This is a genomic window from Streptomyces montanisoli, assembly GCF_017813245.1.
GTDB classification, from domain to species: Bacteria; Actinomycetota; Actinomycetes; order Streptomycetales; family Streptomycetaceae; genus Streptomyces; species Streptomyces montanisoli.
Genome location: NZ_JAGIQL010000026.1, coordinates 13,571 through 39,328 on the forward strand (window position 1 = coordinate 13,571; position 25,758 = coordinate 39,328).

Annotated in this window: 28 protein-coding genes and 1 pseudogene; 23 read left to right on the plus strand and 6 right to left on the minus strand. The window is 70.5% G+C overall.

All coding sequences use genetic code 11. The annotated features are described in order from the left end of the window. Nucleotides 1-44 precede the first annotated feature (44 nt). The 17 genes from rpmE to JFN87_RS09240 all read left to right on the plus strand — a co-directional run bounded on the left by rpmE (nucleotide 45) and on the right by JFN87_RS09240 (nucleotide 15,531). Nucleotides 45-284: a 50S ribosomal protein L31 gene (rpmE, locus tag JFN87_RS09160; RefSeq protein WP_209339437.1), complete on the plus strand. Its 240-nt coding sequence runs from the start codon at nucleotides 45-47 to the stop codon at nucleotides 282-284. 135 nt (nucleotides 285-419) lie between these two features. Then, entirely contained in the window at nucleotides 420-1,499 is a 1,080-nt protein-coding gene (gene prfA, locus JFN87_RS09165; protein ID WP_209339438.1) for a peptide chain release factor 1, read from the plus strand. 89 nt (nucleotides 1,500-1,588) lie between these two features. Next, a complete protein-coding gene (prmC, locus tag JFN87_RS09170) occupies nucleotides 1,589-2,428 on the plus strand; it encodes a peptide chain release factor N(5)-glutamine methyltransferase (protein WP_209339473.1) in 840 nt (279 codons plus the stop codon). A gap of 88 nt (nucleotides 2,429-2,516) precedes the next feature. Beyond that, on the plus strand, nucleotides 2,517-3,164 hold the full coding sequence (locus JFN87_RS09175; protein WP_209339439.1) for an L-threonylcarbamoyladenylate synthase: 648 nt from the start codon (nucleotides 2,517-2,519) through the stop codon (nucleotides 3,162-3,164). Beyond that, nucleotides 3,161-3,814 (plus strand): arsenate reductase/protein-tyrosine-phosphatase family protein, encoded by a 654-nt coding sequence (locus JFN87_RS09180; RefSeq protein WP_209339440.1) that lies wholly within the window; start codon nucleotides 3,161-3,163, stop codon nucleotides 3,812-3,814. The genes JFN87_RS09175 and JFN87_RS09180 overlap by 4 nt, the downstream gene beginning before the upstream one ends. A gap of 85 nt (nucleotides 3,815-3,899) precedes the next feature. Then, on the plus strand, nucleotides 3,900-5,171 hold the full coding sequence (gene glyA, locus JFN87_RS09185) for a serine hydroxymethyltransferase (protein ID WP_209339441.1): 1,272 nt from the start codon (nucleotides 3,900-3,902) through the stop codon (nucleotides 5,169-5,171). Between the two features lie 144 nt (nucleotides 5,172-5,315). Continuing rightward, nucleotides 5,316-6,668, plus strand: a complete 1,353-nt coding sequence (locus JFN87_RS09190) for an MraY family glycosyltransferase (RefSeq protein ID WP_209339442.1) — start codon at nucleotides 5,316-5,318, stop codon at nucleotides 6,666-6,668. 328 nt (nucleotides 6,669-6,996) lie between these two features. Further along, nucleotides 6,997-7,467 carry a Cg1360 family ATP-synthase-associated protein gene (locus JFN87_RS09195; RefSeq protein WP_209339443.1) on the plus strand — a complete coding sequence of 157 codons (471 nt, stop codon included), beginning with the start codon at nucleotides 6,997-6,999 and terminating at the stop codon, nucleotides 7,465-7,467. Between the two features lie 303 nt (nucleotides 7,468-7,770). After that, nucleotides 7,771-8,577 (plus strand): F0F1 ATP synthase subunit A, encoded by an 807-nt coding sequence (gene atpB, locus JFN87_RS09200; RefSeq protein WP_209339444.1) that lies wholly within the window; start codon nucleotides 7,771-7,773, stop codon nucleotides 8,575-8,577. Between the two features lie 82 nt (nucleotides 8,578-8,659). After that, nucleotides 8,660-8,914 (plus strand): ATP synthase F0 subunit C, encoded by a 255-nt coding sequence (atpE, locus tag JFN87_RS09205; RefSeq protein WP_209339445.1) that lies wholly within the window; start codon nucleotides 8,660-8,662, stop codon nucleotides 8,912-8,914. 32 nt (nucleotides 8,915-8,946) lie between these two features. Further along, nucleotides 8,947-9,492, plus strand: coding sequence for a F0F1 ATP synthase subunit B (locus JFN87_RS09210; protein ID WP_209339474.1), 546 nt, complete (start codon nucleotides 8,947-8,949; stop codon nucleotides 9,490-9,492). Continuing rightward, complete coding sequence (locus JFN87_RS09215) at nucleotides 9,489-10,307, plus strand: F0F1 ATP synthase subunit delta (protein WP_209339446.1); 819 nt, start codon at nucleotides 9,489-9,491, stop codon at nucleotides 10,305-10,307. Before JFN87_RS09210 ends, JFN87_RS09215 begins: the two co-directional genes overlap by 4 nt. A 148-nt stretch (nucleotides 10,308-10,455) precedes the next feature. Continuing rightward, nucleotides 10,456-12,048: a F0F1 ATP synthase subunit alpha gene (gene atpA, locus JFN87_RS09220; protein ID WP_209339447.1), complete on the plus strand. Its 1,593-nt coding sequence runs from the start codon at nucleotides 10,456-10,458 to the stop codon at nucleotides 12,046-12,048. Nucleotides 12,049-12,068: 20 nt separating this feature from the next. Beyond that, on the plus strand, nucleotides 12,069-12,989 hold the full coding sequence (locus tag JFN87_RS09225) for a F0F1 ATP synthase subunit gamma (RefSeq protein ID WP_209339448.1): 921 nt from the start codon (nucleotides 12,069-12,071) through the stop codon (nucleotides 12,987-12,989). Continuing rightward, complete coding sequence (atpD, locus tag JFN87_RS09230; RefSeq protein ID WP_209339449.1) at nucleotides 12,989-14,431, plus strand: F0F1 ATP synthase subunit beta; 1,443 nt, start codon at nucleotides 12,989-12,991, stop codon at nucleotides 14,429-14,431. The genes JFN87_RS09225 and atpD overlap by 1 nt, the downstream gene beginning before the upstream one ends. Nucleotides 14,432-14,571: 140 nt before the next feature. Next, the gene (locus tag JFN87_RS09235) at nucleotides 14,572-14,943 is read left to right on the plus strand and encodes a F0F1 ATP synthase subunit epsilon (RefSeq protein ID WP_209339450.1); all 372 of its coding nucleotides are present in this window, start codon (nucleotides 14,572-14,574) and stop codon (nucleotides 14,941-14,943) included. Between the two features lie 141 nt (nucleotides 14,944-15,084). Then, nucleotides 15,085-15,531 (plus strand): DUF2550 domain-containing protein, encoded by a 447-nt coding sequence (locus tag JFN87_RS09240; protein WP_209339451.1) that lies wholly within the window; start codon nucleotides 15,085-15,087, stop codon nucleotides 15,529-15,531. Nucleotides 15,532-15,588: 57 nt separating this feature from the next. On the opposite strand, the gene JFN87_RS09245 is transcribed toward JFN87_RS09240, so the two are convergent. From JFN87_RS09245 to tnpA, 3 genes are all read right to left on the minus strand, one after another. Beyond that, complete coding sequence (locus tag JFN87_RS09245) at nucleotides 15,589-17,463, minus strand: glycoside hydrolase family 18 chitinase (protein WP_209339452.1); 1,875 nt, start codon at nucleotides 17,461-17,463, stop codon at nucleotides 15,589-15,591. Between the two features lie 256 nt (nucleotides 17,464-17,719). Then, entirely contained in the window at nucleotides 17,720-17,938 is a 219-nt protein-coding gene (locus JFN87_RS09250) for a DUF397 domain-containing protein (protein WP_209339453.1), read from the minus strand. Nucleotides 17,939-18,064: 126 nt separating this feature from the next. Next, the gene (gene tnpA, locus JFN87_RS09255; protein ID WP_209339475.1) at nucleotides 18,065-18,493 is read right to left on the minus strand and encodes an IS200/IS605 family transposase; all 429 of its coding nucleotides are present in this window, start codon (nucleotides 18,491-18,493) and stop codon (nucleotides 18,065-18,067) included. A gap of 23 nt (nucleotides 18,494-18,516) precedes the next feature. On the opposite strand from tnpA, the gene JFN87_RS09260 reads away from it, so the two are divergent. The 3 genes and pseudogenes from JFN87_RS09260 to JFN87_RS09265 all read left to right on the plus strand — a co-directional run. Continuing rightward, nucleotides 18,517-19,497 (plus strand): RNA-guided endonuclease InsQ/TnpB family protein, encoded by a 981-nt coding sequence (locus tag JFN87_RS09260; protein ID WP_504739775.1) that lies wholly within the window; start codon nucleotides 18,517-18,519, stop codon nucleotides 19,495-19,497. Between the two features lie 15 nt (nucleotides 19,498-19,512). Further along, the gene (locus JFN87_RS34665; protein WP_504739776.1) at nucleotides 19,513-19,797 is read left to right on the plus strand and encodes a zinc ribbon domain-containing protein; all 285 of its coding nucleotides are present in this window, start codon (nucleotides 19,513-19,515) and stop codon (nucleotides 19,795-19,797) included. A gap of 38 nt (nucleotides 19,798-19,835) precedes the next feature. Then, nucleotides 19,836-20,489 (plus strand): annotated as a pseudogene (locus tag JFN87_RS09265) (ABC transporter permease); the annotation flags it as partial. Here the strand turns inward: JFN87_RS09265 and JFN87_RS09270 are convergent. Both JFN87_RS09270 and JFN87_RS09275 read right to left on the minus strand, forming a co-directional pair. Beyond that, nucleotides 20,450-21,160, minus strand: a complete 711-nt coding sequence (locus JFN87_RS09270) for a response regulator (protein WP_209339455.1) — start codon at nucleotides 21,158-21,160, stop codon at nucleotides 20,450-20,452. The pseudogene JFN87_RS09265 and the gene JFN87_RS09270 overlap by 40 nt on opposite strands. After that, nucleotides 21,157-22,440: a sensor histidine kinase gene (locus JFN87_RS09275; RefSeq protein WP_209339456.1), complete on the minus strand. Its 1,284-nt coding sequence runs from the start codon at nucleotides 22,438-22,440 to the stop codon at nucleotides 21,157-21,159. The genes JFN87_RS09270 and JFN87_RS09275 overlap by 4 nt, the downstream gene beginning before the upstream one ends. Before the next feature lie 158 nt (nucleotides 22,441-22,598). On the opposite strand from JFN87_RS09275, the gene JFN87_RS09280 reads away from it, so the two are divergent. Further along, the gene (locus JFN87_RS09280) at nucleotides 22,599-23,159 is read left to right on the plus strand and encodes a hypothetical protein (RefSeq protein ID WP_209339457.1); all 561 of its coding nucleotides are present in this window, start codon (nucleotides 22,599-22,601) and stop codon (nucleotides 23,157-23,159) included. A 68-nt stretch (nucleotides 23,160-23,227) separates the two neighbouring features. Here JFN87_RS09280 and JFN87_RS09285 read toward each other — a convergent pair whose 3' ends face one another. Next, nucleotides 23,228-23,800: a cob(I)yrinic acid a,c-diamide adenosyltransferase gene (locus JFN87_RS09285; RefSeq protein WP_209339458.1), complete on the minus strand. Its 573-nt coding sequence runs from the start codon at nucleotides 23,798-23,800 to the stop codon at nucleotides 23,228-23,230. Nucleotides 23,801-24,228: 428 nt separating this feature from the next. Between JFN87_RS09285 and JFN87_RS09290 the strand changes: the two genes are divergently transcribed. Next, nucleotides 24,229-25,077 (plus strand): 3-hydroxyacyl-CoA dehydrogenase family protein, encoded by an 849-nt coding sequence (locus JFN87_RS09290; protein WP_209339459.1) that lies wholly within the window; start codon nucleotides 24,229-24,231, stop codon nucleotides 25,075-25,077. 208 nt (nucleotides 25,078-25,285) lie between these two features. Continuing rightward, entirely contained in the window at nucleotides 25,286-25,609 is a 324-nt protein-coding gene (locus JFN87_RS09295) for an STAS domain-containing protein (RefSeq protein ID WP_209339460.1), read from the plus strand. Nucleotides 25,610-25,758: the final 149 nt, after the last annotated feature.

Below are 25,758 nucleotides of genomic sequence, written 5' to 3' on the forward strand. Positions count from 1 at the left end.
CCGCGCGTGCGACCCGGCGCCCTCCCCAGAACTAGGAGAGACCCTTGAAGCGCGACATCCACCCCGCGTACGTCGAGACCCAGGTCAGCTGCACCTGTGGCGCGTCGTTCACCACCCGCAGCACCATCGAGTCCGGCACGATCCGCGCCGACCTGTGCTCCGAGTGCCACCCGTTCTACACGGGCAAGCAGAAGATCCTCGACACCGGTGGCCGCGTGGCCCGCTTCGAGGCCCGCTTCGGCAAGGGCGCCACGTCCGGCAAGGCCGGTTCCGCCAAGAAGTAGCGAGCACCACGCGCCGGCGCTCGGTGCCCCGCCAAGGGGCGCCGGGGCCGGCGCTTTGCCGTCCCGGGCAGGCCGGCGGCCCGGCACCCCACCCACCCGGCTCCCGCTCCACTTCACCCCCTTCAGGAGACCCCGATGTTCGAGGCGGTCGAGGACCTCGTCGGCGAGCACGCCGACCTGGAGAAGAAGCTCGCCGACCCGTCGGTCCACGCCGACCAGGCCAACGCGCGCAGGCTCGGCAAGCGGTACGCGGAGCTGACGCCCATCATCGGCGCGTACCACTCCTGGAAGAGGACCGGCGACGACATCGCCACCGCGCGCGAGCTCGCCGCCGAGGACCCCGACTTCGCCGCCGAGGTCAAGGAGCTCGAACAGCGCCGCGACGAGCTGACCGAGCGGCTGCGCCTGCTGCTCGTGCCGCGCGACCCCAGCGACGACAAGGACGTCATCCTGGAGATCAAGGCGGGCGCGGGCGGCGACGAGTCCGCCCTGTTCGCGGGTGACCTGCTGCGCATGTACCTGCGGTACGCCGAGCGCACCGGCTGGAAGACCGAGATCCTCGACTCCACCGAGTCCGAGCTCGGCGGCTACAAGGACGTCCAGGTCGCGGTGAAGACCAAGGGCGGTGGCGGCGCCACGGAGCCCGGCAACGGCGTGTGGGCGCGGATGAAGTACGAGGGCGGCGTGCACCGCGTGCAGCGCGTGCCCGCGACCGAGTCGCAGGGCCGCATCCACACCTCCGCCGCCGGCGTGCTCGTGACGCCCGAGGCCGAGGAGATCGACGTCGAGATCAACCCGAACGACCTCCGCATCGACGTGTACCGCTCCTCGGGCCCCGGCGGCCAGTCCGTCAACACGACGGACTCCGCCGTCCGCATCACCCACCTGCCGACCGGGGTCGTGGCCTCCTGCCAGAACGAGAAGAGCCAGCTCCAGAACAAGGAGCAGGCCCTGCGCATCCTGCGCTCCCGCCTGCTGGCGGCCGCGCAGGAGGAGGCCGAGTCGAAGGCCGCCGACGCACGGCGCAGCCAGGTGCGCACCGTCGACCGCTCCGAGAAGATCCGGACGTACAACTTCCCCGAGAACCGCATTTCGGACCATCGCGTCGGCTTCAAGGCGTACAACTTGGACCAGGTGCTCGACGGCGAACTCGACGCCGTGATCCAGGCGTGCGTCGACGCGGACTCCGCCGCGAAGCTCGCCGCCGCCCAGTAGGAGGAACCAGCGTGCAGCCACCACACGGCGGGCCCCCCGGGGGCGACGGCGCGCCACGGGAGGCACGCCGCGCAGCCGCACCGCGCAGCCTGCTGCTCGCCGAGGTCGCCCAGGCGACCCGGCGGCTCGCGGACGCCGGCGTGCCGTCGCCGCGGTTCGACGCGGAGGAGCTCGCCGCGTACGTGCACGGTGTGAAGCGCGGCGCGCTGCACACCGTGGGCGACGCCGACTTCGACGCGCGCTACTGGGAGGCGATCGCACGCCGCGAGGCGCGCGAGCCGCTCCAGCACATCACCGGCCGCGCCTTCTTCCGCTACCTGGAACTCCAGGTGGGCCCGGGCGTCTTCGTGCCGCGCCCCGAGACCGAGTCCGTGGTGGGCTGGGCGATAGACGCGGTGCGTGCGATGGACGTCGTCGAGCCCGTCGTCGTCGACCTGTGCTCGGGCTCGGGCGCGATCGCGCTGGCCATCGCCCAGGAGGTGCCGCGCTCGACGGTGCACGCGGTGGAGCTGTCCGACGACGCCCTCGTGTGGACGCGCAAGAACGCCGACGGGTCGCGGGTCACCGTGCACGCGGGCGACGCGCTCGGCGCGCTGCCCGAACTGGACGGCCAGGTCGACCTGGTGATCTCCAACCCGCCGTACATCCCGCTCACCGAATGGGAGTACGTGGCGCCCGAGGCGCGCGACCACGACCCCAGGATGGCGCTGTTCTCCGGTGAGGACGGCCTCGACACCATCCGCGGCATCGAACGCACCGCGCACCGGCTGCTGCGTCCCGGCGGGCTCGTCGTCATCGAGCACGCCGACACCCAGGGCGGCCAGGTGCCGTGGATCTTCAGCGAGGAAGCCGGCTGGGCCGACGCGGCCGACCACCCGGATCTCAACAACCGCCCACGGTTCGCGACCGCCCGCAGGGCGATGCCGTGACCGGCGTGCCCGCAGGGCGATGCCGTGACCGGCGAGGTGCAGAATGTGGCCGCGAACCGGGTCAAGGAAACAGAAGGAGCCTGTGAAGATGGCACGGCGTTACGACACCAACGACGCGACCGACCGCACCACCGGTCTGCGAGAGGCAGCGTCCGCCGTGCGGCGCGGGGAGCTCGTCGTGCTGCCCACCGACACGGTGTACGGCATCGGCGCCGACGCGTTCGCGGCGGAGGCCGTCGCCGACCTGCTCGACGCGAAGGGCCGGGGCCGCGCCATGCCGAGCCCCGTGCTCATCGGCTCGCCCAACACGCTGCACGGCCTCGTCACGGACTTCTCCGAGCAGGCGTGGGAGCTGGTCGACGCGTTCTGGCCCGGCGCCCTCACCCTCGTCGCCAAGCACCAGCCGTCGCTGCAGTGGGACCTCGGGGACACCCGCGGCACCGTCGCCGTGCGGATGCCGCTGCACCCCGTCGCGATCGAGCTGCTGACGGAGGTCGGCCCGATGGCCGTCTCCAGTGCCAACCTCACCGGCCACCCGGCGCCCGAGGACTGCGACGCGGCGCAGAACATGCTCGGCGACTCCGTCTCCGTGTACCTGGACGGCGGCCCCACGCCCGGCAACGTGCCGTCGTCCATCGTCGACGTCACCGGGAAGGTGCCGGTCCTGCTGCGCGCGGGCGCCCTCGACGCCGACGAGCTGCGCAAGGTGGCACCCGACCTAGAGGTGGCCAGTTGACCGTCCCTGAGGGGCGTGGCATAGCGGACACCTCGCGCGAGGGCGGCAGCACGTTCCGCATCCTCCACGTCAGTACCGGCAACGTCTGCCGCTCGCCCATCACCGAGCGGCTCAACCGGCATGCCCTCTCCGCCCGCCTCGGCGAGCGGCTGGCCGGCGGACTGGTCGTGGAGAGCGCGGGCACCTGGGGCCACGAGGGCGCCCCCATGGAGGCCAACGCCGAGGCCGTGCTCGCCGACTTCGGCGCGGACACGGCGGGCTTCGTCGGGCGCGAGCTGCTCGACGAGCACGTCATCAGGGCCGACCTCGTCCTGACGGCCACGCGCGACCACCGCGCCCAGGTCATCTCGATGGGCCACTCGGCGGGCCTGCGCACCTTCACTCTCAAGGAGTTCACCCGGCTGGTGCGGGCGATAGACCCCGCCACCCTGCCCGACCCGCTGGACGACGGCGTCGTGGAGCGCGCGCGTGCCCTCGTCAGGGCGGCGGCCGCGCTGCGCGGCTGGCTGCTCGCGCCGAGCCCCGAGGCCGACGAGGTCTACGACCCGTACGGCGCCCCGATCACCCTGTTCCGCTCCATCGGCGACGAGATCCACCAGGCACTCGACCCGGTCGTGACGGCCCTGACGGGCGTCCCCGCCGCGCTCTGAGCCCGGCCGCGCCCCGGCCCCCGCGCGGCATGCGGCCCCTCGCTCTACTCTGGACGTACCCGCCCACAGCCGACCGGAGCGCCCCATGTCGGTCACAGCCTCCGCGTACACGTCGCCGTCCGGCGCCTTCGCCGACGCCTTGGGCGCCCTGCGCCGCCAGGACCCGGAGATCGCCGACGTCCTGCTCGGCGAGGCCCGCCGCCAGGCGGACAGCCTCCAGCTCAGCGCCGCCGAGAACTTCACCTCGGCGGCCGTGCTCGCCGCGCTCGCCTCACCGCTCGCCAACAAGTACGCCGAGGGCTACCCGGGCGCACGCCACCACGGCGGCTGCGAGATGGCCGACGCCGCCGAGCGGGTCGCCGTCTCCCGCGCGAGCGCCCTGTTCGGCGCCGCGCACGCCAACGTCCAGCCGCACTCCGGATCCTCCGCCGTGCTCGCCGCGTACGCCGCGCTGCTCAGGCCCGGCGACACCGTGCTGGCGCTCGGGCTGCCGCACGGCGGGCACCTCACGCACGGCGCGCCCGTCAACTTCTCCGGCCGCTGGTTCGACTTCGTCGGCTACGGCGTCGACCCCGCCACCGGCCTCATCGACCACGACCAGGTGCGCACACTCGCCCGCACACACCACCCCAAGGCCGTCGTGTGCGGCTCCATCGCCTACCCGCGCCACATCGACCACGCCGCGTTCCGCGAGATCGCCGACGAGGTCGGCGCGTACCTGATCGCGGACGAGGCCCACCCCATGGGCCTGGTCGCGGGAGGCGCGGCGCCCAGCCCCGTGCCGTACGCGGACATCGTCTGCGCGACCACGCACAAAGTGCTGCGCGGCCCGCGCGGCGGCATGGTGCTGTGCGGCGACGAGCTGGCCGGGCGGGTGGACCGCGCCGTCTTCCCGTTCAGCCAGGGCGGCGCGCAGATGCACGTGATCGCCGGCAAGGCCGTCGCGTTCGGCGAGGCGGCGACGCCCGCCTTCGCCTCGTACGCGCGCCGCGTGGTCGCCAACGCGCGCGTCCTCGCGGGGGCGCTGGCCGCCGAGGGCCTCGACATCACGACGGGCGGCACCGACACCCACCTGATCGGCGCCGACCCCGCGCCGCTCGGCATGGACGGCAGGGCCGCGCGCGCCCGCCTGGCCGCCGCCGGCATGGTCCTGGACACCTGCGTGCTGCCGCGCGGCGCGCGGCGCGGCCTGCGCCTCGGCACCGCCGCCGTGACCACGCAGGGCATGCGCGAGGACGAGATGCGCGCGATCGCGTCCCTGCTCGGGGCGGCGCTGACCGGCGACGAGCGGCGGGTACGTGCGGTGCGCGGGGAAGTGCGTGATCTTGCGGGAGTGTTCCCGCCCTATACTTCGTAGACTGCCGCGGCTCTGCGGCGGCCCCCCGAGCTCGCGTGCGGCTGCCTGACGCGCAACCGCCGCGGTCCTCCGCGGTGTCCTCGCCTTTGAGGCGGTCCGTACGCGGCGAGGGCTAGGGTGTGGGGCTGATGGCCAGCGATACTTGTGGGGCAGCCCGTGCGTGATTACCTGCTGACGCTCTGTGTGACGGCTGCGGTGACCTATCTGCTGACCGGCCCGGTGCGGAAGTTCGCCGTCGCGGTCGGCGCGATGACCGCGATCCGCTCCCGCGACGTGCACCGCGAGCCCACACCGCGCCTCGGCGGTGTGGCCATGTTCCTCGGGCTGTGCGCGGGTCTGCTGGTCGCGGACAACCTGCACAACCTCAACGGGGTCTTCGCGCAGTCCAACGAGCCGCGCGCGCTGCTCTCCGGCGCGGCGCTGATCTGGCTGATCGGCGTGCTGGACGACAAGTTCGAGATCGACGCGCTGATCAAGCTGGGCGCGCAGATGATCGCCGCGGGCGTCATGGTCATGCAGGGTCTCACCATCCTCTGGCTGCCGGTCCCGGGCGTCGGCACCGTCTCGCTCACCCAGTGGCAGTCGACGCTGCTGACCGTCGCCGTCGTCGTGATCACCATCAACGCGGTGAACTTCGTGGACGGCCTCGACGGCCTCGCAGCCGGCGTCGTGTGCATCGCGGCCGCCGCGTTCTTCCTGCACGCCTACCACCTCTGGTACGGGTACGGCATCGAGGCCGCCGCGCCCGCGACCCTGTTCGCGTCGATCCTCATGGGCATGTGCCTCGGCTTCCTGCCGCACAACATGAGCCCCGCCCGCATCTTCATGGGCGACTCGGGCTCCATGCTGATCGGCCTGGTGCTCGCCGCGGGCCCGATCTCGGTGACGGGCCAGGTGGACCCGGACATCCTCAAGCTGTTCGAGGGCGGCACGCGCGGTGCGACCCACGCGGCACTGCCGGTGTTCATCCCGCTGCTGCTGCCGCTGACGATCATCGCCATCCCGCTGGCCGACCTGCTGCTCGCCGTGGTGCGCCGCACCTGGAACGGCAAGTCGCCGTTCGCGGCCGACCGCGGCCACCTGCACCACCGGCTGCTGGACATCGGGCACTCCAAGACCCGTGCCGTGCTGATCATGTACTTCTGGTCGGCGCTGATCGCCTTCGGTGTGGTCCTCTACTCGGTCATGTACTCGGCGGACGGCTCGACATGGGTGCTGCCCCTGCTGGTCGGCCTGAGCGCGGTGGGCCTCGTGCTCCTGCTGCTGCCGCGGTTCAGGCCGCGCGCGCCGCGCTGGGCCCAGTCCTTCGTGCCGCCCCGCTACCGCCGCCGCTCACGTAGACACGGCGGCTCGTCGGACGGTGACGACCTGAACACGGAGGGAAGCGCCGGAGAGGCCGGGCAACCCGCGCCGGTGCCCGCGGGCGTCAACGGCGCGACGGCGCTCGGCGCTCGTTCGCGTCTCACCGATCGCGGGAAAGCCGAGTCAACTCGTTGACCTCTACAAGCAGAGAACGGACCATTGCGGACAATCAGTCCCATTAGCACGTTGAGGGCTGTGGTGTCCTGCACACGCGAGCGGAACGACCCTCACGTGTGACAGTCAGCACACCAAAGAGGTAAAGACCTCATCAAATAGTTTGTGATACCGTTCACTACCAGGTGAGGGACACCGAAAGGCCTTGGCAGGAACGGCCCTTCGGGTGGGGTGCACCCGAGGCGCTGTCAGGCCGGGGAGCTAACCTCTGTTCGACGTCGGAGAGTCGACGCGTCACCGTCCTCCACCGTCTGCACACCCACCCCCAAGTCCCGCTGGAGCTGTCCTCATGCAGTCCAACGACGCCCGGATTCTCCGGGGTTCGGCGATCATCGCCGGTCCCGTGGGAGTCGTAGCCACTGTTGTCAGCGCCATCGTCGCCGGTGAGAAGGGCCTGATCGGCGGACTTGTCGCGCTTGCCGTCGTGATCTTCTTCTTCGGCGCGGGCACGGCCGCGCTGATGCGCCTGACGCGGGACACCCCCCAGGTGGCCATGACGGCGGGACTCCTGGTCTACGCGGTGCAGATCCTGCTCATCGGCGTCTTCATCGTCGTCTTCCAGAACACAACGCTGTTCAACTCGCGCGCCTTCGCGGTGACGCTGCTGGTGACGGCGCTGTCCTGGGTGGGCGGGCAGATCAAGCAGAGCCTCACCGCCAAGATGCTCTACGTCGACACCGAGGCGACGTTCCCCGGCAAGCCGGCCACCGGCAAGGGGGCCGGACGCGCGTCGAAGGCGAAGTCCTACGATGCGGCTTGAGGGCGGCGTGAAGAGGGCGGATGGCGATCTGCTATCGTCCGGAAGCGCTTGCGGCCGCGGGGTTCGACCGCTGCTCACGAGCAGGGCGGAAACCATCTCTGACGGCTCGCGGCGTTTCCGAGTCGACCGGACCGACTGCTGTGGCGACAGCGAGACAGCCGGACTGCCCGGTCCTCGGCCGACACTTCCCGTGGATCGCGGCGGCACCGCCACACCACGTCTCCCGTGCCGAACCGCGGCTCCATCCGCCGCGCTGACACACAAGGTTGCCGTTTCCCATGCATCACGACGAAGGAGTCACGGGTGAGTGCCCACACGCTGCTCGCTGAGAGCGGATGCCACCTCTTCACGGGCTGTGGCTTCCCTGCGCCGGGCCTCAATTCGTTCGACTTCAAGCCCTTCCTGACCATCGGCGGCATCGAGTTCACCAAGTCGATGCTCCTGGCGGTCATCTGCATGGTGATCGTCGTCGGCCTCTTCTGGCTCGCGTTCAGGAAGCCGAAGCTCGTGCCGGGCAAGATGCAGCTGATCGGCGAGATCGGCTACAACTTCATCGCGCGCAGCATCGCGAGGGATGTGATCGGCAAGGAGGGCTCGAAGTACGTGCCCTTCCTGACGTCGATCTTCTTCTTCGTGTGGATCATGAACATCATGTCGGTGATCCCGTTCGCGCAGTTCCCCTCCACGTCGCGGTTCGCCTACCCGGTCGTGCTCGCGTTCTGCGTGTGGGTGACCTACCTGTACCTGACGTTCAAGAAGAACGGCTTCAAGGGCGGCGTCAAGAACCTCGTCTACATCGAGGGCCTGCCGGTCTTCATCCGGCCGCTCGTGATCCTGCTCGAGTTCATCCAGAACGTGATCACTCGCCCGTTCACCCTCGCGGTGCGGCTGTGGGCCAACATGTTCGCCGGCCACATGCTGATCGTGATGTTCAGCGCGGCCAGCTGGTACCTGCTCACCCCGTCGATCATGTCGGCGGTCGCGGCCGGATCCTTCATCCTGGCCATCGTCATGACCGCTTTCGAGGTGCTGATCCAGTTCCTCCAGGCCTATATCTTCACGCTCCTCACCTCGATCTACATCCAGGGAGCGATCCAGGAGGGTCACTGACCCCCAGGTCTGCCACGCCTCACCATCCGACTTCCGCTGGGAAGCCCCCCAGCGGACCCGCACACATAAGGAAGACAGGAAGATGTCTGCCGAGCTTGTCAACCTCGCCACCACCAACCTCTCGATCCAGGGCAACCTGGGCGCCATCGCCTACGGCCTCGCCGCCATCGGCCCCGGCGTCGGTATCGGTGTCGTCTTCGGCCACTCGATCGAGGCCATGGCCCGCCAGCCCGAGGCCATGCCGGTCATCCGCACCAACATGTTCCTCGGCTTCGCCCTCTGTGAGGTTCTCGCCCTGCTGGGTCTGGTCGTGCCCTTCATCTTCCAGGCCAAGTAAGCCAGACCAGCCTGACGAAAGGTTCAGACATGATGACCTTCCTGGCCGCTGAGGGGGCGCAGAACCCGCTCATCCCGGACATGACGGAACTCGTCGTCGGCATCCTCTGCTTCCTGATCGTCTTCGGTTTCCTCGGTAAGAAGCTCCTGCCGAATATCCAGAAGACGCTGGAGGAGCGGCACGACGCGATCGAGGGTGGCCTTGAGCGTGCGGCCGAGGCGCAGGCCGAGGCCAATCAGACCCTTGAGCAGTACAAGGCACAGCTGGCCGAGGCCAGGCACGAGGCCGCGCGGCTCCGCCAGGAGGCGACCGAGCAGGGTGCCACGATCATCCAGCAGATGCGGGAAGAGGGGCAGCGGCAGCGCGAGGAGATCGTCGCCGCCGGCCACACCCAGATCGAGGTCGACCGCAAGGCCGCCGCGGTCGCGCTGCGCCAGGACGTGGGCAAGCTCGCCACCGAACTGGCCGGCAAGCTCGTCGGCGAGTCCCTCGAGGACCACGCCAGGCAGAGCCGCACCATCGACCGGTTCCTCGACCAGCTCGAGGGCAGTGCCGCGAACGTAGAGGCGACGCGATGAACGGAGCGAGCCGCGAGGCGCTCACCGCGGCGCGCGAGCGCCTCGACGCGTTGACCGACGCGCCGTCGGCCGACGCGGCGGTGCTCGCCGACGACCTGGCCGCCGTCACGTCGCTGCTCGACCGCGAGACGGCGCTGCGCCGCGTCCTGACCGACCCGGTCCAGGGCGAGGACGCCAAGGCCGCGCTCGCCAGGCGGCTGCTCGACGGGCAGGTCGGGTCGGCCGCCGCCGACCTCGTGTCCGGCATGGTCAGGTCCCGCTGGTCGCAGTCGCGCGACCTGGTCGACGCCGTCGAGGAGCTCGCCGCCACCGCCGACCTCACGGCGGCGCAGGGCGCGGGCCGTCTCGACGACGTCGAGGACGAGCTGTTCCGGTTCGGCCGCATCGTCGAGTCGGACGCCGGCCTGCGGGCGGCGCTCACGGACAGGACGGCACCGGCCTCCGCCAAGGCCACCCTCCTGACCAGGCTTCTCGGCGGTCGCGCCGACGCGGTCACCGTCCGGCTCGTCGAGCGTCTCGTCACACGGCCGCGTGGCCGTAGCCTGGAGGACGGACTCAGGTCCTTGTCCGGGCTCGCAGCCGCCCGCCGGGATCGGATGGTCGCCGTGGTCACCTCGGCGGTCCCGCTCACCGACGGACAGCAGCGCAGGCTCGGAGCCGTGCTGGCGAAGCTGTACGGCAAGCAGATGCACCTGAACCTCGACGTGGACCCCGAGGTCCTCGGCGGGATCTCGGTGCGCATCGGCGACGAGGTCATCAACGGCACCATCCAGGAGCGCCTCGAAGAGGCGAACCGGCAGCTCGGCGGCCGCTGACGGCTTCACCGCCGGCCAGCGTGGCGACACAACGGTAATGAGCAGGGAGCGGCCCGGTTGGGCCGTGCAGAAATTGCGGAAGATTCCTGGGGGCCGACCCCAGACCCCAAGAAGACTTCGGGCCCAACAAGGAGAGCAGGGAACCCAGATGGCGGAGCTCACGATCCGGCCGGAGGAGATCCGGGACGCGCTGGAGAACTTTGTCCAGTCGTACCAGCCGGACGCGGCCTCGCGCGAGGAGGTCGGTACGGTCAGCGTGGCCGGCGACGGCATCGCCCGGGTGGAGGGACTGCCCTCCGCCATGGCGAACGAGCTGCTGAAGTTCGAGGACGGCACCCTCGGCCTCGCCCTCAACCTCGAGGAGCGCGAGATCGGCGCGATCGTCCTCGGCGAGTTCGACGGCATCGAGGAAGGCCAGCCCGTCACCCGCACGGGAGAGGTCCTCTCCGTGGCGGTCGGCGACGGCTACCTGGGTCGCGTGGTCGACCCGCTCGGCACCCCGATCGACGGCCTCGGCGAGATCGAGACGGAGGGCCGCCGCGCCCTGGAGCTCCAGGCTCCCGGCGTCATGGTCCGCAAGTCCGTGCACGAGCCGATGCAGACCGGCTACAAGGCCGTCGACTCGATGGTCCCGATCGGCCGCGGCCAGCGCCAGCTGATCATCGGCGACCGCGGCACCGGCAAGACGGCGCTCGCCGTCGACACGATCATCAACCAGCGCGACAACTGGCGCTCGGGCGACGTGAACAAGCAGGTCCGCTGCATCTACGTCGCCATCGGCCAGAAGGGCTCCACCATCGCGTCCGTGCGCGGTGCCCTGGAGGAGTCCGGCGCGCTCGAGTACACGACGATCGTCGCGGCCCCCGCGTCCGACCCGGCCGGCTTCAAGTACCTCGCCCCGTACACCGGCTCGGCCATCGGCCAGCACTGGATGTACCAGGGCAAGCACGTCCTGATCATCTTCGACGACCTGTCGAAGCAGGCCGACGCCTACCGCGCGGTGTCGCTGCTGCTGCGTCGCCCGCCGGGCCGCGAGGCCTACCCCGGCGACGTCTTCTACCTGCACTCCCGCCTGCTGGAGCGCTGCGCGAAGCTCTCCGATGACATGGGCGCGGGCTCGATGACCGGCCTGCCGATCGTCGAGACGAAGGCCAACGACGTCTCGGCGTTCATCCCGACCAACGTCATCTCCATCACCGACGGCCAGTGCTTCCTGGAGTCCGACCTGTTCAACGCCGGGCAGCGGCCCGCGCTGAACGTCGGCATCTCGGTCTCCCGCGTCGGCGGCTCCGCCCAGCACAAGGCCATGCGCCAGGTGTCGGGACGGCTCCGCGTCGACCTCGCCCAGTACCGCGAGCTGGAGGCGTTCGCGTCCTTCGGCTCCGACCTGGACGCCGCGTCGAAGCAGCAGATGGAGCGCGGCAAGCGGATGGTCGAGCTGCTCAAGCAGCCGCAGTACCGTCCGATGCCCGTCGAGGAGCAGGTCGTCTCCGTCTGGTCCGGCACCAACGGCAAGATGGACGACGTCCCGGTCGAGGACATCCGCCGCTTCGAGTCGGAGCTGCACGAGCACCTGCGCCGCGAGCGCAAGGAGCTGCTCACCAGCATCGCGGAGGGCGCGAAGATGTCCGACGACACCATCACCGCCATCAGCGACGCCGTCGACAACTTCAAGCGCCAGTTCGAGACGTCGGACGGCAAGCTGCTCGGCGACGAAGCCCCGGCCGACTCGGCCAAGTGACGACGGAAGGGACCTGACTCATGGGAGCGCAGCTCCGGGTCTACAAGCGTCGCATCAAATCCGTCACCGCGACCAAGAAGATCACCAAGGCGATGGAGATGATCGCGGCCTCGCGGATCATCAAGGCTCAGCGCCAGGTGACGGCCTCCACGCCGTACGCGACGGAGCTGACGCGCGCCGTCACGGCGGTGGCGACGGGGTCGAACACCAAGCACCCGCTGACGACGGAGGCGGCCTCGCCGACCCGTGCCGCGCTGCTGCTCATCACCAGCGACCGCGGTCTGGCCGGCGGCTACTCCTCCAACGTGATCAAGGCGGCCGAGCGGCTCACCGAGCAGCTGCGCGGCGAGGGCAAGGAGGTCGACAGCTACATCGTCGGCCGCAAGGGCGTCGCCTACTACGGCTTCCGTGAGCGCAAGGTCACGGAGTCGTGGACCGGCTTCACCGACAACCCCGTGTACGCGAACGCCAAGGAGATCGCGGCCCCGCTGATCGCGGCGGTGCAGCAGGACACGGCCGAGGGCGGCGTGGACGAGCTCCACATCGTGTTCACCGAGTTCGAGTCCATGCTCACGCAGACGCCCGTCGCGCCGCGGCTGCTGCCGCTGCGGCTCGAGGACGACCCCTCGACCGAAGCGGTCGGCAAGCCCGAGGCGCTGCCGCTGTTCGAGTTCGAGCCGTCGGCCGAGGGCGTCCTCGACGCCCTGCTGCCGCGCTACGTGGAGAGCCGCATCTACAACGCGCTCCTGCAGGCCGCGGCTTCCAAGCACGCGGCCACGCGCCGCGCGATGAAGGCGGCGACGGACAACGCCGGTGAGCTGATCAAGACGCTCGGCCGGCTCGCCAACGCGGCCCGCCAGGCCGAAATCACCCAGGAAATCAGCGAGATCGTCGGTGGCTCCAGTGCCCTGGCCGACGCGAACGCGGGGAGTGAAAAGTAATGACGACCACAGCTGAGGCGCCGACCACCACGGGCCGCGTCGCCCGGGTCATCGGCCCGGTCGTCGACGTGGAGTTCCCCGTCGACGCGATGCCGGAGATCTACAACGCCCTCAAGGTCGAGGTCGACGACCCGGCCGACGCGGGCAAGCGCAAGACGCTGACCCTCGAGGTCGCCCAGCACCTGGGCGACGGCGTGGTCCGCGCGATCTCCATGCAGCCCACCGACGGCCTGGTCCGCCAGGCCCCGGTGACCGACACCGGGGCGGGCATCACCGTGCCCGTCGGCGACGTCACCAAGGGCCGCGTCTTCAACACCCTCGGCGAGGTGCTCAACGACCCGAGCGCCGAGTCGGAGATCACCGAGCGCTGGTCCATCCACCGCAAGGCCCCCAACTTCGACCAGCTCGAGTCGAAGACCGAGATGTTCGAGACCGGCATCAAGGTCATCGACCTGCTGACCCCGTACGTCAAGGGCGGCAAGATCGGCCTGTTCGGCGGCGCCGGCGTGGGCAAGACGGTGCTCATCCAGGAGATGATCTACCGCGTCGCCAACAACCACGACGGTGTGTCGGTGTTCGCGGGCGTCGGCGAGCGCACCCGTGAGGGCAACGACCTCATCGAGGAGATGACCGAGTCCGGCGTCATCGACAAGACCGCGCTGGTCTTCGGCCAGATGGACGAGCCCCCGGGCACCCGTCTACGGGTCGCCCTGGCCGGCCTGACCATGGCGGAGTACTTCCGCGATGTGCAGAGCCAGGACGTGCTGTTCTTCATCGACAACATCTTCCGGTTCACGCAGGCGGGCTCCGAGGTCTCCACGCTGCTCGGCCGCATGCCCTCAGCGGTGGGCTACCAGCCGAACCTGGCGGACGAGATGGGCCTCCTCCAGGAGCGCATCACCTCGACGCGCGGTCACTCGATCACCTCGATGCAGGCGATCTACGTGCCCGCGGACGACCTCACCGACCCGGCCCCGGCCACGACGTTCGCGCACCTCGACGCGACGACGACGCTGTCCAGGCCGATCTCGGAGAAGGGCATCTACCCGGCCGTGGACCCGCTGGACTCCACGTCCCGGATCCTGGACCCGCGCTACATCACGCAGGAGCACTACGACACGGCCAGCCGCGTCAAGGCGATCCTGCAGAAGTACAAGGACCTCCAGGACATCATCGCCATCCTCGGCATGGACGAGCTCGGCGAGGACGACAAGCTCACCGTCTACCGCGCCCGTCGCGTCGAGCGGTTCCTGTCGCAGAACACGCACGTCGCCAAGCAGTTCACCGGCGTCGACGGTTCCGACGTGTCGCTCGACGAGTCGATCGCGGCGTTCAACGCGATCTGCGACGGCGAGTACGACCACTTCCCCGAGCAGGCCTTCTTCATGTGCGGTGGCATCGAGGACCTGAAGAAGAACGCGAAGGAGCTCGGCGTCTCCTGACGCCGAGGGCCGCACGTACCACTCGTGGGAGCGGGGCAGCCGGCCGTCGGCCGCCCCGCTCCCGGCGCTCACCCGCGCACCCTCTAGAATTGACATCGACACCCGGTCGAACGGCCGGGTGCTGACCCGAGGAGCCCCCCTTGGCTGATCTGCACGTGGAGCTGGTCGCGGCTGACCGCAACGTGTGGTCCGGCGAGGCCCACCTGGTCGTCGCGCGCACCAGCTCAGGTGACATCGGCATCATGGCCGGTCACCAGCCGGTGCTCGGGGTGCTGGAGTCCGGCCCCGTGACCATCAGGACGAGCGACGGCGGCACGGTCGTCGCCGCGGTGCACGGCGGCTTCCTGTCGTTCGCCGACGACAAGCTGTCGCTGCTCGCCGAGGTCGCCGAGCTGGCGGACGAGATCGACCCCCAGCGCGCCGAGCGTGCGCTGGCGCGTGCGAAGTCGGACGATGACGCGGTCGCCGAGCGGCGCGCCGACGTCCGGATGCGTGCGGTGGCGGCGAAGTAGCGCCGCCCGATTGCTTCACCCCTCAGCCGCGGCTTCGCGCTGGACACCTCCAGCCGGGCCGCGGCTGAGGCGGTGCGGGTGGGAAGGGCGGAGCAGGTCAGGTGCGTGGACGGACCGGATGAGGCGAGGAGGTCGGTGTAGATGACCCTCGCTCTGCTTGTCGCGGTGCTGGTCGTCGTCCTGGTTGCGTTGGGTCTCTTCGTCTTCGGCCTGCGCCGGCGGCTCATCCAGCGTTCCGGCGGCACCTTCGACTGCAGCGTCCGCTGGAACCTGCCCGAGACTCCCGACCCGTCCGGCAAGGGCTGGGTGTACGGGGTGGCCCGCTACAACGGCGACCGCATCAACTGGTTCCGCGTCTTCTCCTACGCGCCGCGCCCGCGCCGCTCGCTGGAGCGCTCGGCGATCGAGGTGGTCGCCCGCCGCGCCCCGGAGGGCGAGGAGGAGCTGGCGCTGCTGTCGGACGCGGTGGTGCTGGCGTGCATGCACGGTTCGGTGCGCCTCGAACTGGCGATGAGCGACGACGCGCTCACGGGCTTCCTCGCGTGGCTGGAGGCGGCGCCCCCGGGCCAGAGAGTAAATGTGGCCTGACGCGTGATGGGGCGGCACCCTACGGGTGCCGCCCCATCAGCTTGCCGTGCGCGTCGGTCAGCCGAGGCCGTTGGACAGCGCCGTCACCAGCTCACCGTTCGCGGTGTCGCCGCTGAACTCCCAGAAGAACGCGCCTCCCAGGCCCTGCTGCTTCGCCCAGGCCATCTTGCCCGCGATGGTCGAGGGCGTGTCGTAGCTCCACCAGTTGCTGCCGCAGTGCGCGTACGCGGTGCCCGCGACCGTCCCGGTGACCGGACAGGTGTTCTTGAGGACCTTGTAGTCCTCGATGCCCTGCTCGTACGTGCCGGGCGCCGGTCCCGTCGCCGTGCCGCCTGGCGCGTCCTGCGTGACGCCCGTCCAGCCGCGGCCGTAGAAGCCGATGCCGAGGAGCAGCTTGCTCGCCGGCACGCCCTGCGCCTTGTACGCGGCGATGGCGTCCGCCGAGTCGAAGCCCTGCGTGGGGATGCCGTCGTACGACGTGAGCGGCGAGTGCGGGGCCGTGGGCCCCTTCGGGCTGAAGCCGCCGAAGAAGTCGTACGTCATGACGTTGTACCAGTCGAGGGACTTCGCGGCGCCCGCGTAGTCCTGCTTGGAGATCTTGCCGGCGGACGAGGCGTCGGCCGTGACGGCCGCGGTGACGAGGGCGTCGCTGCCGAACTTGGCGCGCAGCGCCTGCGTCAAAGACTTGAGCGCGTCGGGGCCGCTGGTGTCGCAGGACAGGCCGCACGCGTTGGGGTACTCCCAGTCGATGTCGATGCCGTCGAAGACGTCGGCCCACCGGGGGTCCTTGACCAGGTCGTAGCAGGACTGCGCGAACGCGGCCGGGTTCTGCGCGGCCTGGCCGAACCCGCCGGACCAGGTCCAGCCGCCGAACGACCAGAGGATGCGGATGTTCGGGTACTTCTTCTTCAGCTCGCGCAGCTGGTTGATGTTGCCCGCGACGGGCTGGTCCCAGGTGTCAGCGGTGCCGTCGACGCTGGTGGCCGCGGTGAACGTCTTCTGGTAGTCGGCGTAGGCGTCACCGATGGCGCACTTCCCGTTCGTGACGTTCCCGAACGCGTAGTTGATGGTGTTGATCTTTGCCGCGGAGCCGGAGGTCACCAGGTTCTTGACCTGGTAGTCGCGCTGGTAGGTGCCCCAGTCGGTGAGGTACCCCATCTTGACCTTGCCCGTGGTGCCGGGATCGCCCGGATCGCCGGGGTCCGTGCCGCCGCCCGTGGTGTGCACGGCGGTGGAGCCGCTGACCGGCCCCGTCTGGTCGGCGGTGTCACGCGCCTGCACGCTGTAGGAGTAGTCGGTGCCGGCGGTCAGGCCGGTGTCCGTGTAGCTCGTGCCGGTCACCGTCGCGACCTTCGTGCCGTCGCGCAGGACGTCGTAGTTCTTGACGCCGTTGTCGTCGGTGGCGGCGGCCCAGCCGAGCTTCACCGACGTGTCCGTGACGGAGGACGCGGTGGGCGTGCCGGGCGCGGACGGGGGGTTGTCACCGGGGGCGGACGGGCCGCCGTCGCAGGACGCCCCGTTGATCGTGCAGGAGCTCGGCGCGCCGGGTCCCGCGCCGTTGAAGCCGAAGCTGACGGAGGCGCCGGGCGCCAGCGTGCCGTTGTAGCTCTTGTTCTTGCCGGTCCAGTGGTTGCCCGAGTGGGTGACGTCGGCGTCCCACGCGGAGGTGACGGACGTGCCGGTGGGGAAGTCCCACTCGACGGTCCATGAGGACAGGGAGGTGGTCCCGGTGTTCTTCACGGTCCACTGGCCACCGAAACCGGTGCCCCAGTCCTGCGTCTTGACGAACGTCGCCGTGGCCGAGGTGGACGCGGCGGCTGCGTGGGCGGGTGAGGTGAGGGCCACCAGCGCGGCGAGCGGCAGCAGCAGGGCGCTGAGCGCCGCGGCCGTTCTCGATCTGAGGCGGGGATGGGGGAGCGTACGGAAAGGCATCACGGGTGCTCCTGAAAATGCGAACCGGACAGTTCGTGGTGGCTTCGGGCACGGCCGGACGCCGGCCGGAGCCTTGACGTGCCCGGGACACTAGAGTGGTCTGGACCACTCGTCAATAGGTCCAGACCAAAGTCGGTGGATTCGGCGGCCACTCCGCGTCCGGGAGGCGATCGCTCAAGTCGCAGGCGCCAGTTGAGACGCCAGGGGCCCCGTTCTCGAACGTCGAGAACGGGGCCCCTGGCCTTGACGGACCGTGTCAGCGCAGCTCGCCGCTCCTGAGTGCTTCGACGAGCCCGTTGACGGGCGCATAGGAGAGCAGGAGGGCGGGGCCGGTCGGGTTCTTGCTGTCGCGTATGGCCACGGCCTCGGTGGATGTGTCCACGATGCCGAACTCGACGCACTGGGCGCCGGTGTCGCTGTGCGAGGACTTCCACCAGGTCACGGGCAGGGTGGACGCGTCGTCGATGTGGCTCATGCGTTCTTCCTTATCTCTCTGATGCGAGCTGCGGATGCTTCTGCGGGCAGCGCCGCCGCTTGCAGCCGTGTGTATGTGTCCCGGAGGCGCGCAGCACTGGAGCTCTCTGTGCCTGCGAGGTGGCGGTCAGACGGGGCGCTGCTGGTTTTCGATGTATAGCTTGATGTCGGTCAGGGGTGGGCCGTCGCATGATCCTGCGTAGTAGGAGCCGGACCAGAAGTGTCCGCCCCACAGGTGGTGGCGGACGTGGTTGTCGTATTCCTGGCGGAGTCTGCGGGAGCTGACGCCTTTGAGGGAGTTGACCAGCTTGGAGAGTTGGACGGTGGGCGGGTAGTGCACGAGTAGGTGGACGTGGTCGTGTGCGCCGTTGTACTGCTTCAGCTCGGCCTCGAAGTCGGCGCAGACCTCCCGCATGATCTCTTCGATGCGGGTCAGCATGGCGTCGGTGATCGCGTTCCGTCGGTACTTGGTGACGAAAACCAAGTGAACGTGCAAGGTGTGGACAACATGGCGACCGGTTCTGACATCGGGATTAGGTGTCCAGCGCGGTGAGATAAACCAATGCTAGGCTCCTATTTGTGAGTCAAGCCATCCTGGTCAAGCGGCAGTTCGGGCACCGTGCCCGGCTCGCACTGTCGCCTGCCGAGGTGATCAAGACGGACGCTCAGGCGCATGCGGCCCGCACGATGTGGAATCTGCTGCACGCGTGGTGGCGGATGATGCCGAAGGAGAAGCGGACGCTCGCGAATGCGGACGCGGCGATCCGGCAGGCCCGCGAGGACATCGATTTCCTGGCTGTCCTGCCCGCCCAGGCCGCGCAAGCAGTGCTCAAAACATACTTCCGGGCGTGGAAGAACTGCTGGGAACACCGCGCAGGCGCCCCGAACTTCAAGGGCCGGTTTCGCGCCGGGATGTCGGTGGACATCCCGCAGGGCCGGGATTTGAACATCGCCCGTGTGCACCGCAGGTGGGGCATGGTCAACGTTCCCAAGGTGGGGCGGGTTCGCTTCCGGTGGACCAAGGACCTGCCCGTGGGCAGGCACGCCAATATGGAGAGCCGGGTCACTGGGGCCAGGCTGATCAAGGACGCGCTCGGCTGGCACATCGCCTTCCGCGTGCAGACCGTGGAGGCCAGGCCCAATCCCCACCGGGGGCCGGACGTCGGCATCGACGTAGGTATTACCGTGCCCATCGCCCTCTCGGACGGCGAGACCTACGAGCACGGCGCATGGCTGACCGGCAAGGAGCAGGCGAAACTCCTGCGTTTGGAGCAGCGCGCCGCGCAGCGCAGGCAGCACCGTAGACACGGCGAGCGCACGAGTCGCCGGTTGCAGCGCACGTATGACCAGATCGCAGGACTGCGCGCGAAAGCCAAGCGCCGGGCCCTGGACTGGCAGCACCAGACGACGACCGCCATCGCCCGCACCTACGGCACCGTCGTCGTCGAAGCACTCACCGTCACGAACATGGTCAAGTCGGCCAGGGGAACCATCGAGGAGCCGGGGAAGAACGTTGCCCAGAAGGCTGGGCTGAACCGCTCCATCAGTGGAGAGGCATGAGGCCGGACGGTCACCATGCTGACGTACAAGACCGCCCGGCTCGGCGGCACCCTGCACAAGGTTCCCGCCCCCGGCACTTCCCGACGCTGCTCGGCGTGCGGCGTCACCACGCCCGGTAGCCGGGAGTCCCAGGCCGTGTTCGTGTGCAAGAACCCGGACTGCGGTTGGTCGGGCAACGCCGACCACAACGCGGCCCGGAACGTCTTGCACCTGTACCGGATGGGCCTCGCGCTCATCCCGGCTGCCGGGAGGGCAGTCGTCAGGCGCGCCAAGCGCGTCAAGCCCGCTACCGCAAGGTAAGCAGGAATCTCCCGGCTCCAGCCGGAAGAGCACTTCAAATCTTTGGTGACGTGATGAGCGCGGGCATCGGCGGCGGCGCCGACCGCTCCGCCTACATCGCCTACATCGTCCCGGGCATCCTCATGATGACCATCGGCTCCACGGTGATCGGGGCCGCGGTGTCCGTCGCCACCGACATGACCGAGGGCATCATCGCCCGCTTCCGCACGATGCCGATCCTCCGCGGCTCCGTGATCATCGGGCACGTCGCAGGCAGCGTGCTCCAGGCCCTCGCCGGCCTGGTCCTCGTCGGCGCCGTCGCCGTGGCCATCGGCTTCCGCTCCGCGGACGCCACGCCCCTGGAGTGGCTGGCGGCGTTCGGCCTGCTCGCGCTGTTCGCCCTGGCGCTCACCTGGATCGCCGTGGCGATGGGCCTGGCGAGCCCGAACGCCGAGGCGGCCTCCAACAGCGCCATGCCGCTGATCCTCCTGCCGCTCGTGTCGAGCGCCTTCATCCCGGCCTCCACGATGCCAGGCTGGTTCCGGCCGATCGCCGAGTACCAGCCGTTCACACCGGCCATCGAGACCCTGCGCGGGCTCCTGCTCGGCACCGGGATCGGCAACAACTGGTGGATCGCACTCGCCTGGTGCCTGGCTCTCTGCGCGCTCGGCCACTACTGGTCGAAGTCGGTCTTCGACCGCGGCCCGAAGTAGCCGGGCTCGCGCCCCAGTTCGTGCGCCAGCTCCCTGGCGAGCACGGCGGCCTGCATGCGGCTGCGCAGGCCCAGTTTGGCCAGGACCCGGCTCACATGGGTCTTCGCGGTGGCCTCGGCCATGGTGAGCCGGTCCGCGATACCGCTGTTCGACAGCCCCTCCCCGAGGCAGCGCAGCACGTCACGCTCCCGGCGCGTCAGAGTGTCTAGGACGGACGGGTCCGGTGCGTCCGCGGACGCCGCGCTGGGGGACACCGCCGCGAACTTGGCAATCAGCCGGCGCGTCACGGCCGGTGCCACGACGCCGTCGCCCGCGGCGACCGTGCGGACGGCCGCCACCAGATCGGCCGCCTCGGTGCTCTTCAGCAAGAACCCCGCTGCCCCGGCCCGCAGCGCGCCGAAGACGTACTCGTCCAGGTCGAACGTGGTGAGCACCAGAACGTCGGCCAGCCGCTCGGCGACGATGCGCCGGGTCGCCGACACGCCGTCGAGCCGGGGCATGCGGACATCCATCAGCACCAGGTCGGGGCGCAGCTCACGCGCCAGTTCCACGGCACTCTCCCCGTCCCCGGCCTCCCCGGCGATCTCGATGCCCGGCGCGCCGCGCAGGATGAGCACGAGCCCGGCACGCACTGCCGACTGGTCCTCGGCCACCAGTACCCGGATCGTCATCGTCGCGCGCTCCCGTCCCTGCGGTCCGCCCCGGCCTGGCGGGCCCGCCCCCGCCGGCGCGCCGAGCCGTCAGCATGGTCGGGCAGCACCGCACGCACGCGCCACAGCCCGGTGTCGCCGTCCCGGCCGCTCTGCCGGTCGCGGCCCGCCGCCGGTCCCGCTTCGAAGGTGCCGCCCAGCAGCGCGGCCCGTTCCGCCATCCCGACCAGCCCCTGCCCCGAGCCGGGAAGGCGATCGCGGGCGCCGCGCTCGGCGCCGTACACGCTGTCCACCCGCACACTCAGCGCGGCGTCCGTGTCGGCGAGCACCACACGCACCTCGCCGGGCGCCGCGTACTTGAGCGCGTTGGCCAGCGACTCCTGGACGATGCGGTACGCGGCGAGGCCGACCGGCGCGGACGGCGCCCTCCTGGCGGTGCGGCGGTCGTCCAGGGTGAAGCGGAGTTCGGCGCCCGTGCCGTTCCTGCGGGCATGGTCGAGCAGGGCGTCCAGCGCGTCCAGGCTGGGCGCTGCGGCAGGCTCGGCGTCCTTGCCGTCAGCACTGCGCAGGATCTCGATGAGCCTGCGCATCTCCGCGAGCCCCTCCACACTGTTCTCGCGGATCACGGCGAGGGCCTCTCGTGAGGTGACCGCGTCATTGAGCGACAGCGCGGCGGTGGAGTGGATCGCGATGGCGGACAGGTGGTTCGCGATGAGGTCGTGCAACTCGCGCGCCATCCTGATGCGTTCCGCGGCCACCGCCTGGGCCCGGTCGGCCTCGGCGAGCAGCGAGGTCTGCTCGGCCCGCAGCACCGCCGCGTCCGCCGCGTCGCGGTGGGTGCGTACGAGGGAGCCCGTGGCGGCCGGGGCGAACAGCACGAGCCCCGCGGCCACGCCGAGCAGCATCCCGTTCACGCTGGACAGCCACGCCACCGAGCCGATGGCGACCGTGACCGTGGCAAGCGCGGTGACCCGGGGAAGCCGGCGGCCGACGGACGACGGCCCGTAGAGTGCCGCCGCGTAGACGAGGTCCGTGAACATCAGGACCGTCGCGATGCTCCCCACCGTGAAGGCGTCGCCTATGAGCGCCGGCACCCCGACAGAGAGCGCGGTGCGCGGCGCTGTCCGGCGCAGCGGTTCGCACATCGCCGTCACGACGAGCGGGAGCAGGGCCCACGCCGGCGCGCCGGGCCCCGACCTCGTGTGGGCGCCCACCGCCCACAGCAGCAGGCCGCCGCACAGCCCGGCCGCGCCGATCAGCACGTCGTCGCGGTGCGGGCGCGGGATGGCGACCGTCCTCATCGCTCCATCCAACACGGCCACGCGGCACGCCGCCTCCGCGCGGCGGCCGACACGCCACTACATCGAACGATGCAGGCGCGGTTCGTCACCGGCGACGACGCATCGGCCCACGGCTGCCCCGAGCCTGGAAGGGAGACGAGAGGGGAGGCGGGCCCGCCGTGGTTCTTGCGATGATCGTCACCTGCGAGGTGGCTTTCTGGGTGCTGCTCGGGACAGGGCTCGCACTGCGCTACAGAACGCGCCTGCGGCGGACGAGCGCCGCGGTGCTGCTGGTGGAGCCGGTACTTGAGGTGGCCCTGCTGGTGGTCACCGCGGTCGACCTGCGGGACGGCGGGCACCCTGACTGGCAGCACGGTCTCGCCGCCCTCTACATCGGCTACACCGTCGCCTACGGCCGGTACACGCTCCGGTGGCTGGACGGCCACGCGGCCCACCGCCTCGCGGACGGCCCGCGCCCGCCCAAACCACCGCGCTACGGCGCACCGCGCGCGGTCCACGAGGCGAAACTGTGGCTGCGGACCCTGCTGATGGCGGCCGTCGCGCTGGCGCTGCTCCAGCTCGCGATCTGGTACGTCGGCGACAGCGCACGCACCGTGCCGCTGGCCCACTGGCGCACCTCCGCGCTCACGCTCGCCGGGATCCACGGCGTGATCGCGCTGTCGTACACGCTCTTCCCGAAGCGGCAACCGCGGGGCGGGGCCGGGAACGCGCGGCGGTGATCGGTCCGTGCGCGGGCCGCCGCACTCCCGCGGGCCGGGGCCGCGCTCCCGCGACCCGGGCCCGCGGCTCAGCGCTCGCCGCCCGGCACCCACAGGACGTCGCCGACCTCCCCGTTCGCCACGCGCGCCAGGATGAACAGGAGGTCGGACAGGCGGTTCAGGTACGTCGCCGCCAGCGGGTTCATCGTCTCGCCGTGCGTCTCGAAGGCCGCCCACGTCGAACGCTCGGCCCGGCGCACCACGGTGCACGCCTGGTGCAGCAGTGCCGCGCCCGGCGTGCCGCCGGGGAGGATGAAGCTGCGCAGCTTCTCCAGGCCCTCCAGGTAGTGGTCGCAGTCCGCCTCCAGCTTGTCGACGTACTGCTGCTCGACGCGCAGCGGCGGGTACTCGGGGTCGGGCACGACCGGTGTGGACAGGTCGGCGCCGACGTCGAACAGGTCGTTCTGCACGCGCACGAGCACCTTCACGACGTCCTCGGGCAGCCCGCCGAGCGCGATCGCCGTGCCGATCGCGGCGTTGGCCTCGTTGGCATCGGCGTACGCGCCGATCCGCGGATCGGTCTTGGGCGCCCGGCTCATGTCGCCGAGCGCGGTGGTGCCCTTGTCGCCGGTGCGGGTGTAGATGCGCGTCAGATTGACCATGCCCACAGGGTAGGCACCGTGCCGCCGCCCGCGCTCACACCCTGCGGAAAGCGCGCGCTCCCGCGGCCAGGGAGACCGTCGCGAGCGCGGCGGCGACCAGCACGCCGTAGCCCGTTTCCGCGCGAAGAGGCCGGTGCCACAGCGGACGACCCACTCCCGCTGCTGGTGGGTGGTCAGTTGGCCTGGCTGCGGACGATGCTGATGGGATAAACGGACGCGAGGCGGCCAAGTCCCGTAAGCCAGAACCGGCGCGCTCCGCGGCCCCGGTGTGATGTCCGTCATCTGAGACGTGACGCGTGTCTCTGAACCGCCCCACGGCCGCCGGGGACCGCTAACCTCCGCAGAGCGCCGCACTCGTCGGCGCGCGTCGCAGAGCGGCCCAGCCGTCAGGGCCCGGCTGCTCGCCCGGGAGAATCGAGAGGTGTGTCGTGGCGAGGAAGCTCGCGGTCATCGGGGCAGGGCTGATGGGATCCGGCATCGCGCAGGTCTCCGCCCAGGCGGGCTGGGACGTCGTGTTGCGTGACGTCACGGACGCGGCCCTCACCCGGGGCACGGACACCATCAAGGCCTCGTACGACCGGTTCGTCGCGAAGGACAAGATGGCGGCGGCGGACGCCGAGGCCGCGCTCGGCCGCATCACCACGACCACCGACCTCGACGCGGTGGCGGACGCCGACCTCGTGGTGGAGGCCGTCTTCGAGCAGCTCGACGTGAAGCACGAGATCTTCCGCGCGCTCGACGCCATCGTGGGGGAGGAGACCGTGCTCGCCTCCAACACCTCCGCCATCCCGATCACGAAGATCGCGGCCGGCACCACCCGCCCGGAACGCGTCGTCGGCACCCACTTCTTCTCGCCCGTGCCGATGATGCAGCTGTGCGAGCTGGTGCGCGGCTACAAGACGAGCGACGCGACGCTCGCCACCGCGCGGGAGTTCGCCGAGTCCGTCGGCAAGACCTGCGTGGTCGTCAACCGCGACGTGGCCGGCTTCGTCACGACCCGGCTGATCTCGGCCCTCGTGGTAGAGGCGATCAAGCTCTACGAGTCGGGCGTCGCCACGGCGGAGGACATCGACCTCGCCTGCAAGCTGGGGTTCGGCCACGCAATGGGCCCGCTCGCCACGGCCGACCTCACCGGCGTCGACATCCTGCTGCACGCCGCGGGCAACATCTACACCGAGTCGCAGGACGAGAAGTTCGCACCGCCCGAGCTGATGCGCCGGATGGTGGACGCGGGTGACATCGGCCGCAAGAGCGGGCAGGGGTTCTACAAGCACTGAATTTTCGTAAGCACCGAACACGACGACGGACCGCTCCCGCTCACCCGATCGGGTGAGAAGGGGGCGAGTTCGATATCGGTTCGCTTACAGGCGGCAACTTCCCGGCCCCTCGGGCAGTCAGTTGTTGCAACCGGCGCGCGGCCGGTACCGGCGCGCGTGACGCAGGCGCTGCCAGCACGCAGCGGTACGGCACTCTCGGGGAGCGCATATGCACATCAGGGGCGACCACGCCGAGCTGGTCGTCGGGGGACGCCTCGACGTCCGCAGCGCGGCGGACGCCCGAACGGTCCTGCACGCGGCCGTCGACGACGGAGCCGGCGACCTCGTGCTCGACCTGACCGGCCTCGACTCCTGGGACGCCACGGGGCTCGGCGTCATCATGGGCGTGCACCGGCGCGCGGGGCGGTGCGGCCGCAGGCTCGTACTGCGCGGCGTGCCGCCGCAGATGCAGCGCCTGCTGGTGGCCACGCGCCTGCACCGCATCCTCGCCATCGAGGGCGGGCTCGCCGCCGAGTCGCTGCCGCGCGTCTGAGACGCCGGCCGCGCGCAGTACCCCGCGCCGCGTCCAGCGCTCCGCGCCGTGCCTCGCGTATCGCGTCGTGCCCCGTGCACCGCGCCGCGCCCAGCGCACCGCGCTGAGCTGGGCACCCTCCGCGGCTCCCGGCCGGCTTGTCTTTCCTG

Excerpts from the sequence above, each read along its gene's own strand:
- JFN87_RS34665 (WP_504739776.1), top strand. The coding sequence starts at position 19,513 with ATGCTGACGTACAAGACCGCCCGGCTCGGCGGCACCCTGCACAAGGTT.
- JFN87_RS09275 (WP_209339456.1), bottom strand. The coding sequence starts at position 22,440 with ATGAGGACGGTCGCCATCCCGCGCCCGCACCGCGACGACGTGCTGATC.
- atpA (WP_209339447.1), top strand. The coding sequence starts at position 10,456 with ATGGCGGAGCTCACGATCCGGCCGGAGGAGATCCGGGACGCGCTGGAG.
- JFN87_RS09270 (WP_209339455.1), bottom strand. The coding sequence starts at position 21,160 with ATGACGATCCGGGTACTGGTGGCCGAGGACCAGTCGGCAGTGCGTGCC.
- JFN87_RS09250 (WP_209339453.1), bottom strand. The coding sequence starts at position 17,938 with ATGAGCCACATCGACGACGCGTCCACCCTGCCCGTGACCTGGTGGAAG.
- JFN87_RS09215 (WP_209339446.1), top strand. The coding sequence starts at position 9,489 with ATGAACGGAGCGAGCCGCGAGGCGCTCACCGCGGCGCGCGAGCGCCTC.
- JFN87_RS09175 (WP_209339439.1), top strand. The coding sequence starts at position 2,517 with ATGGCACGGCGTTACGACACCAACGACGCGACCGACCGCACCACCGGT.
- JFN87_RS09210 (WP_209339474.1), top strand. The coding sequence starts at position 8,947 with ATGACCTTCCTGGCCGCTGAGGGGGCGCAGAACCCGCTCATCCCGGAC.
- JFN87_RS09285 (WP_209339458.1), bottom strand. The coding sequence starts at position 23,800 with ATGGTCAATCTGACGCGCATCTACACCCGCACCGGCGACAAGGGCACC.
- glyA (WP_209339441.1), top strand. The coding sequence starts at position 3,900 with ATGTCGGTCACAGCCTCCGCGTACACGTCGCCGTCCGGCGCCTTCGCC.
- prfA (WP_209339438.1), top strand. The coding sequence starts at position 420 with ATGTTCGAGGCGGTCGAGGACCTCGTCGGCGAGCACGCCGACCTGGAG.
- atpE (WP_209339445.1), top strand. The coding sequence starts at position 8,660 with ATGTCTGCCGAGCTTGTCAACCTCGCCACCACCAACCTCTCGATCCAG.
- JFN87_RS09295 (WP_209339460.1), top strand. The coding sequence starts at position 25,286 with ATGCACATCAGGGGCGACCACGCCGAGCTGGTCGTCGGGGGACGCCTC.
- JFN87_RS09245 (WP_209339452.1), bottom strand. The coding sequence starts at position 17,463 with ATGCCTTTCCGTACGCTCCCCCATCCCCGCCTCAGATCGAGAACGGCC.
- JFN87_RS09240 (WP_209339451.1), top strand. The coding sequence starts at position 15,085 with ATGACCCTCGCTCTGCTTGTCGCGGTGCTGGTCGTCGTCCTGGTTGCG.
- JFN87_RS09195 (WP_209339443.1), top strand. The coding sequence starts at position 6,997 with ATGCAGTCCAACGACGCCCGGATTCTCCGGGGTTCGGCGATCATCGCC.
- atpD (WP_209339449.1), top strand. The coding sequence starts at position 12,989 with ATGACGACCACAGCTGAGGCGCCGACCACCACGGGCCGCGTCGCCCGG.
- JFN87_RS09225 (WP_209339448.1), top strand. The coding sequence starts at position 12,069 with ATGGGAGCGCAGCTCCGGGTCTACAAGCGTCGCATCAAATCCGTCACC.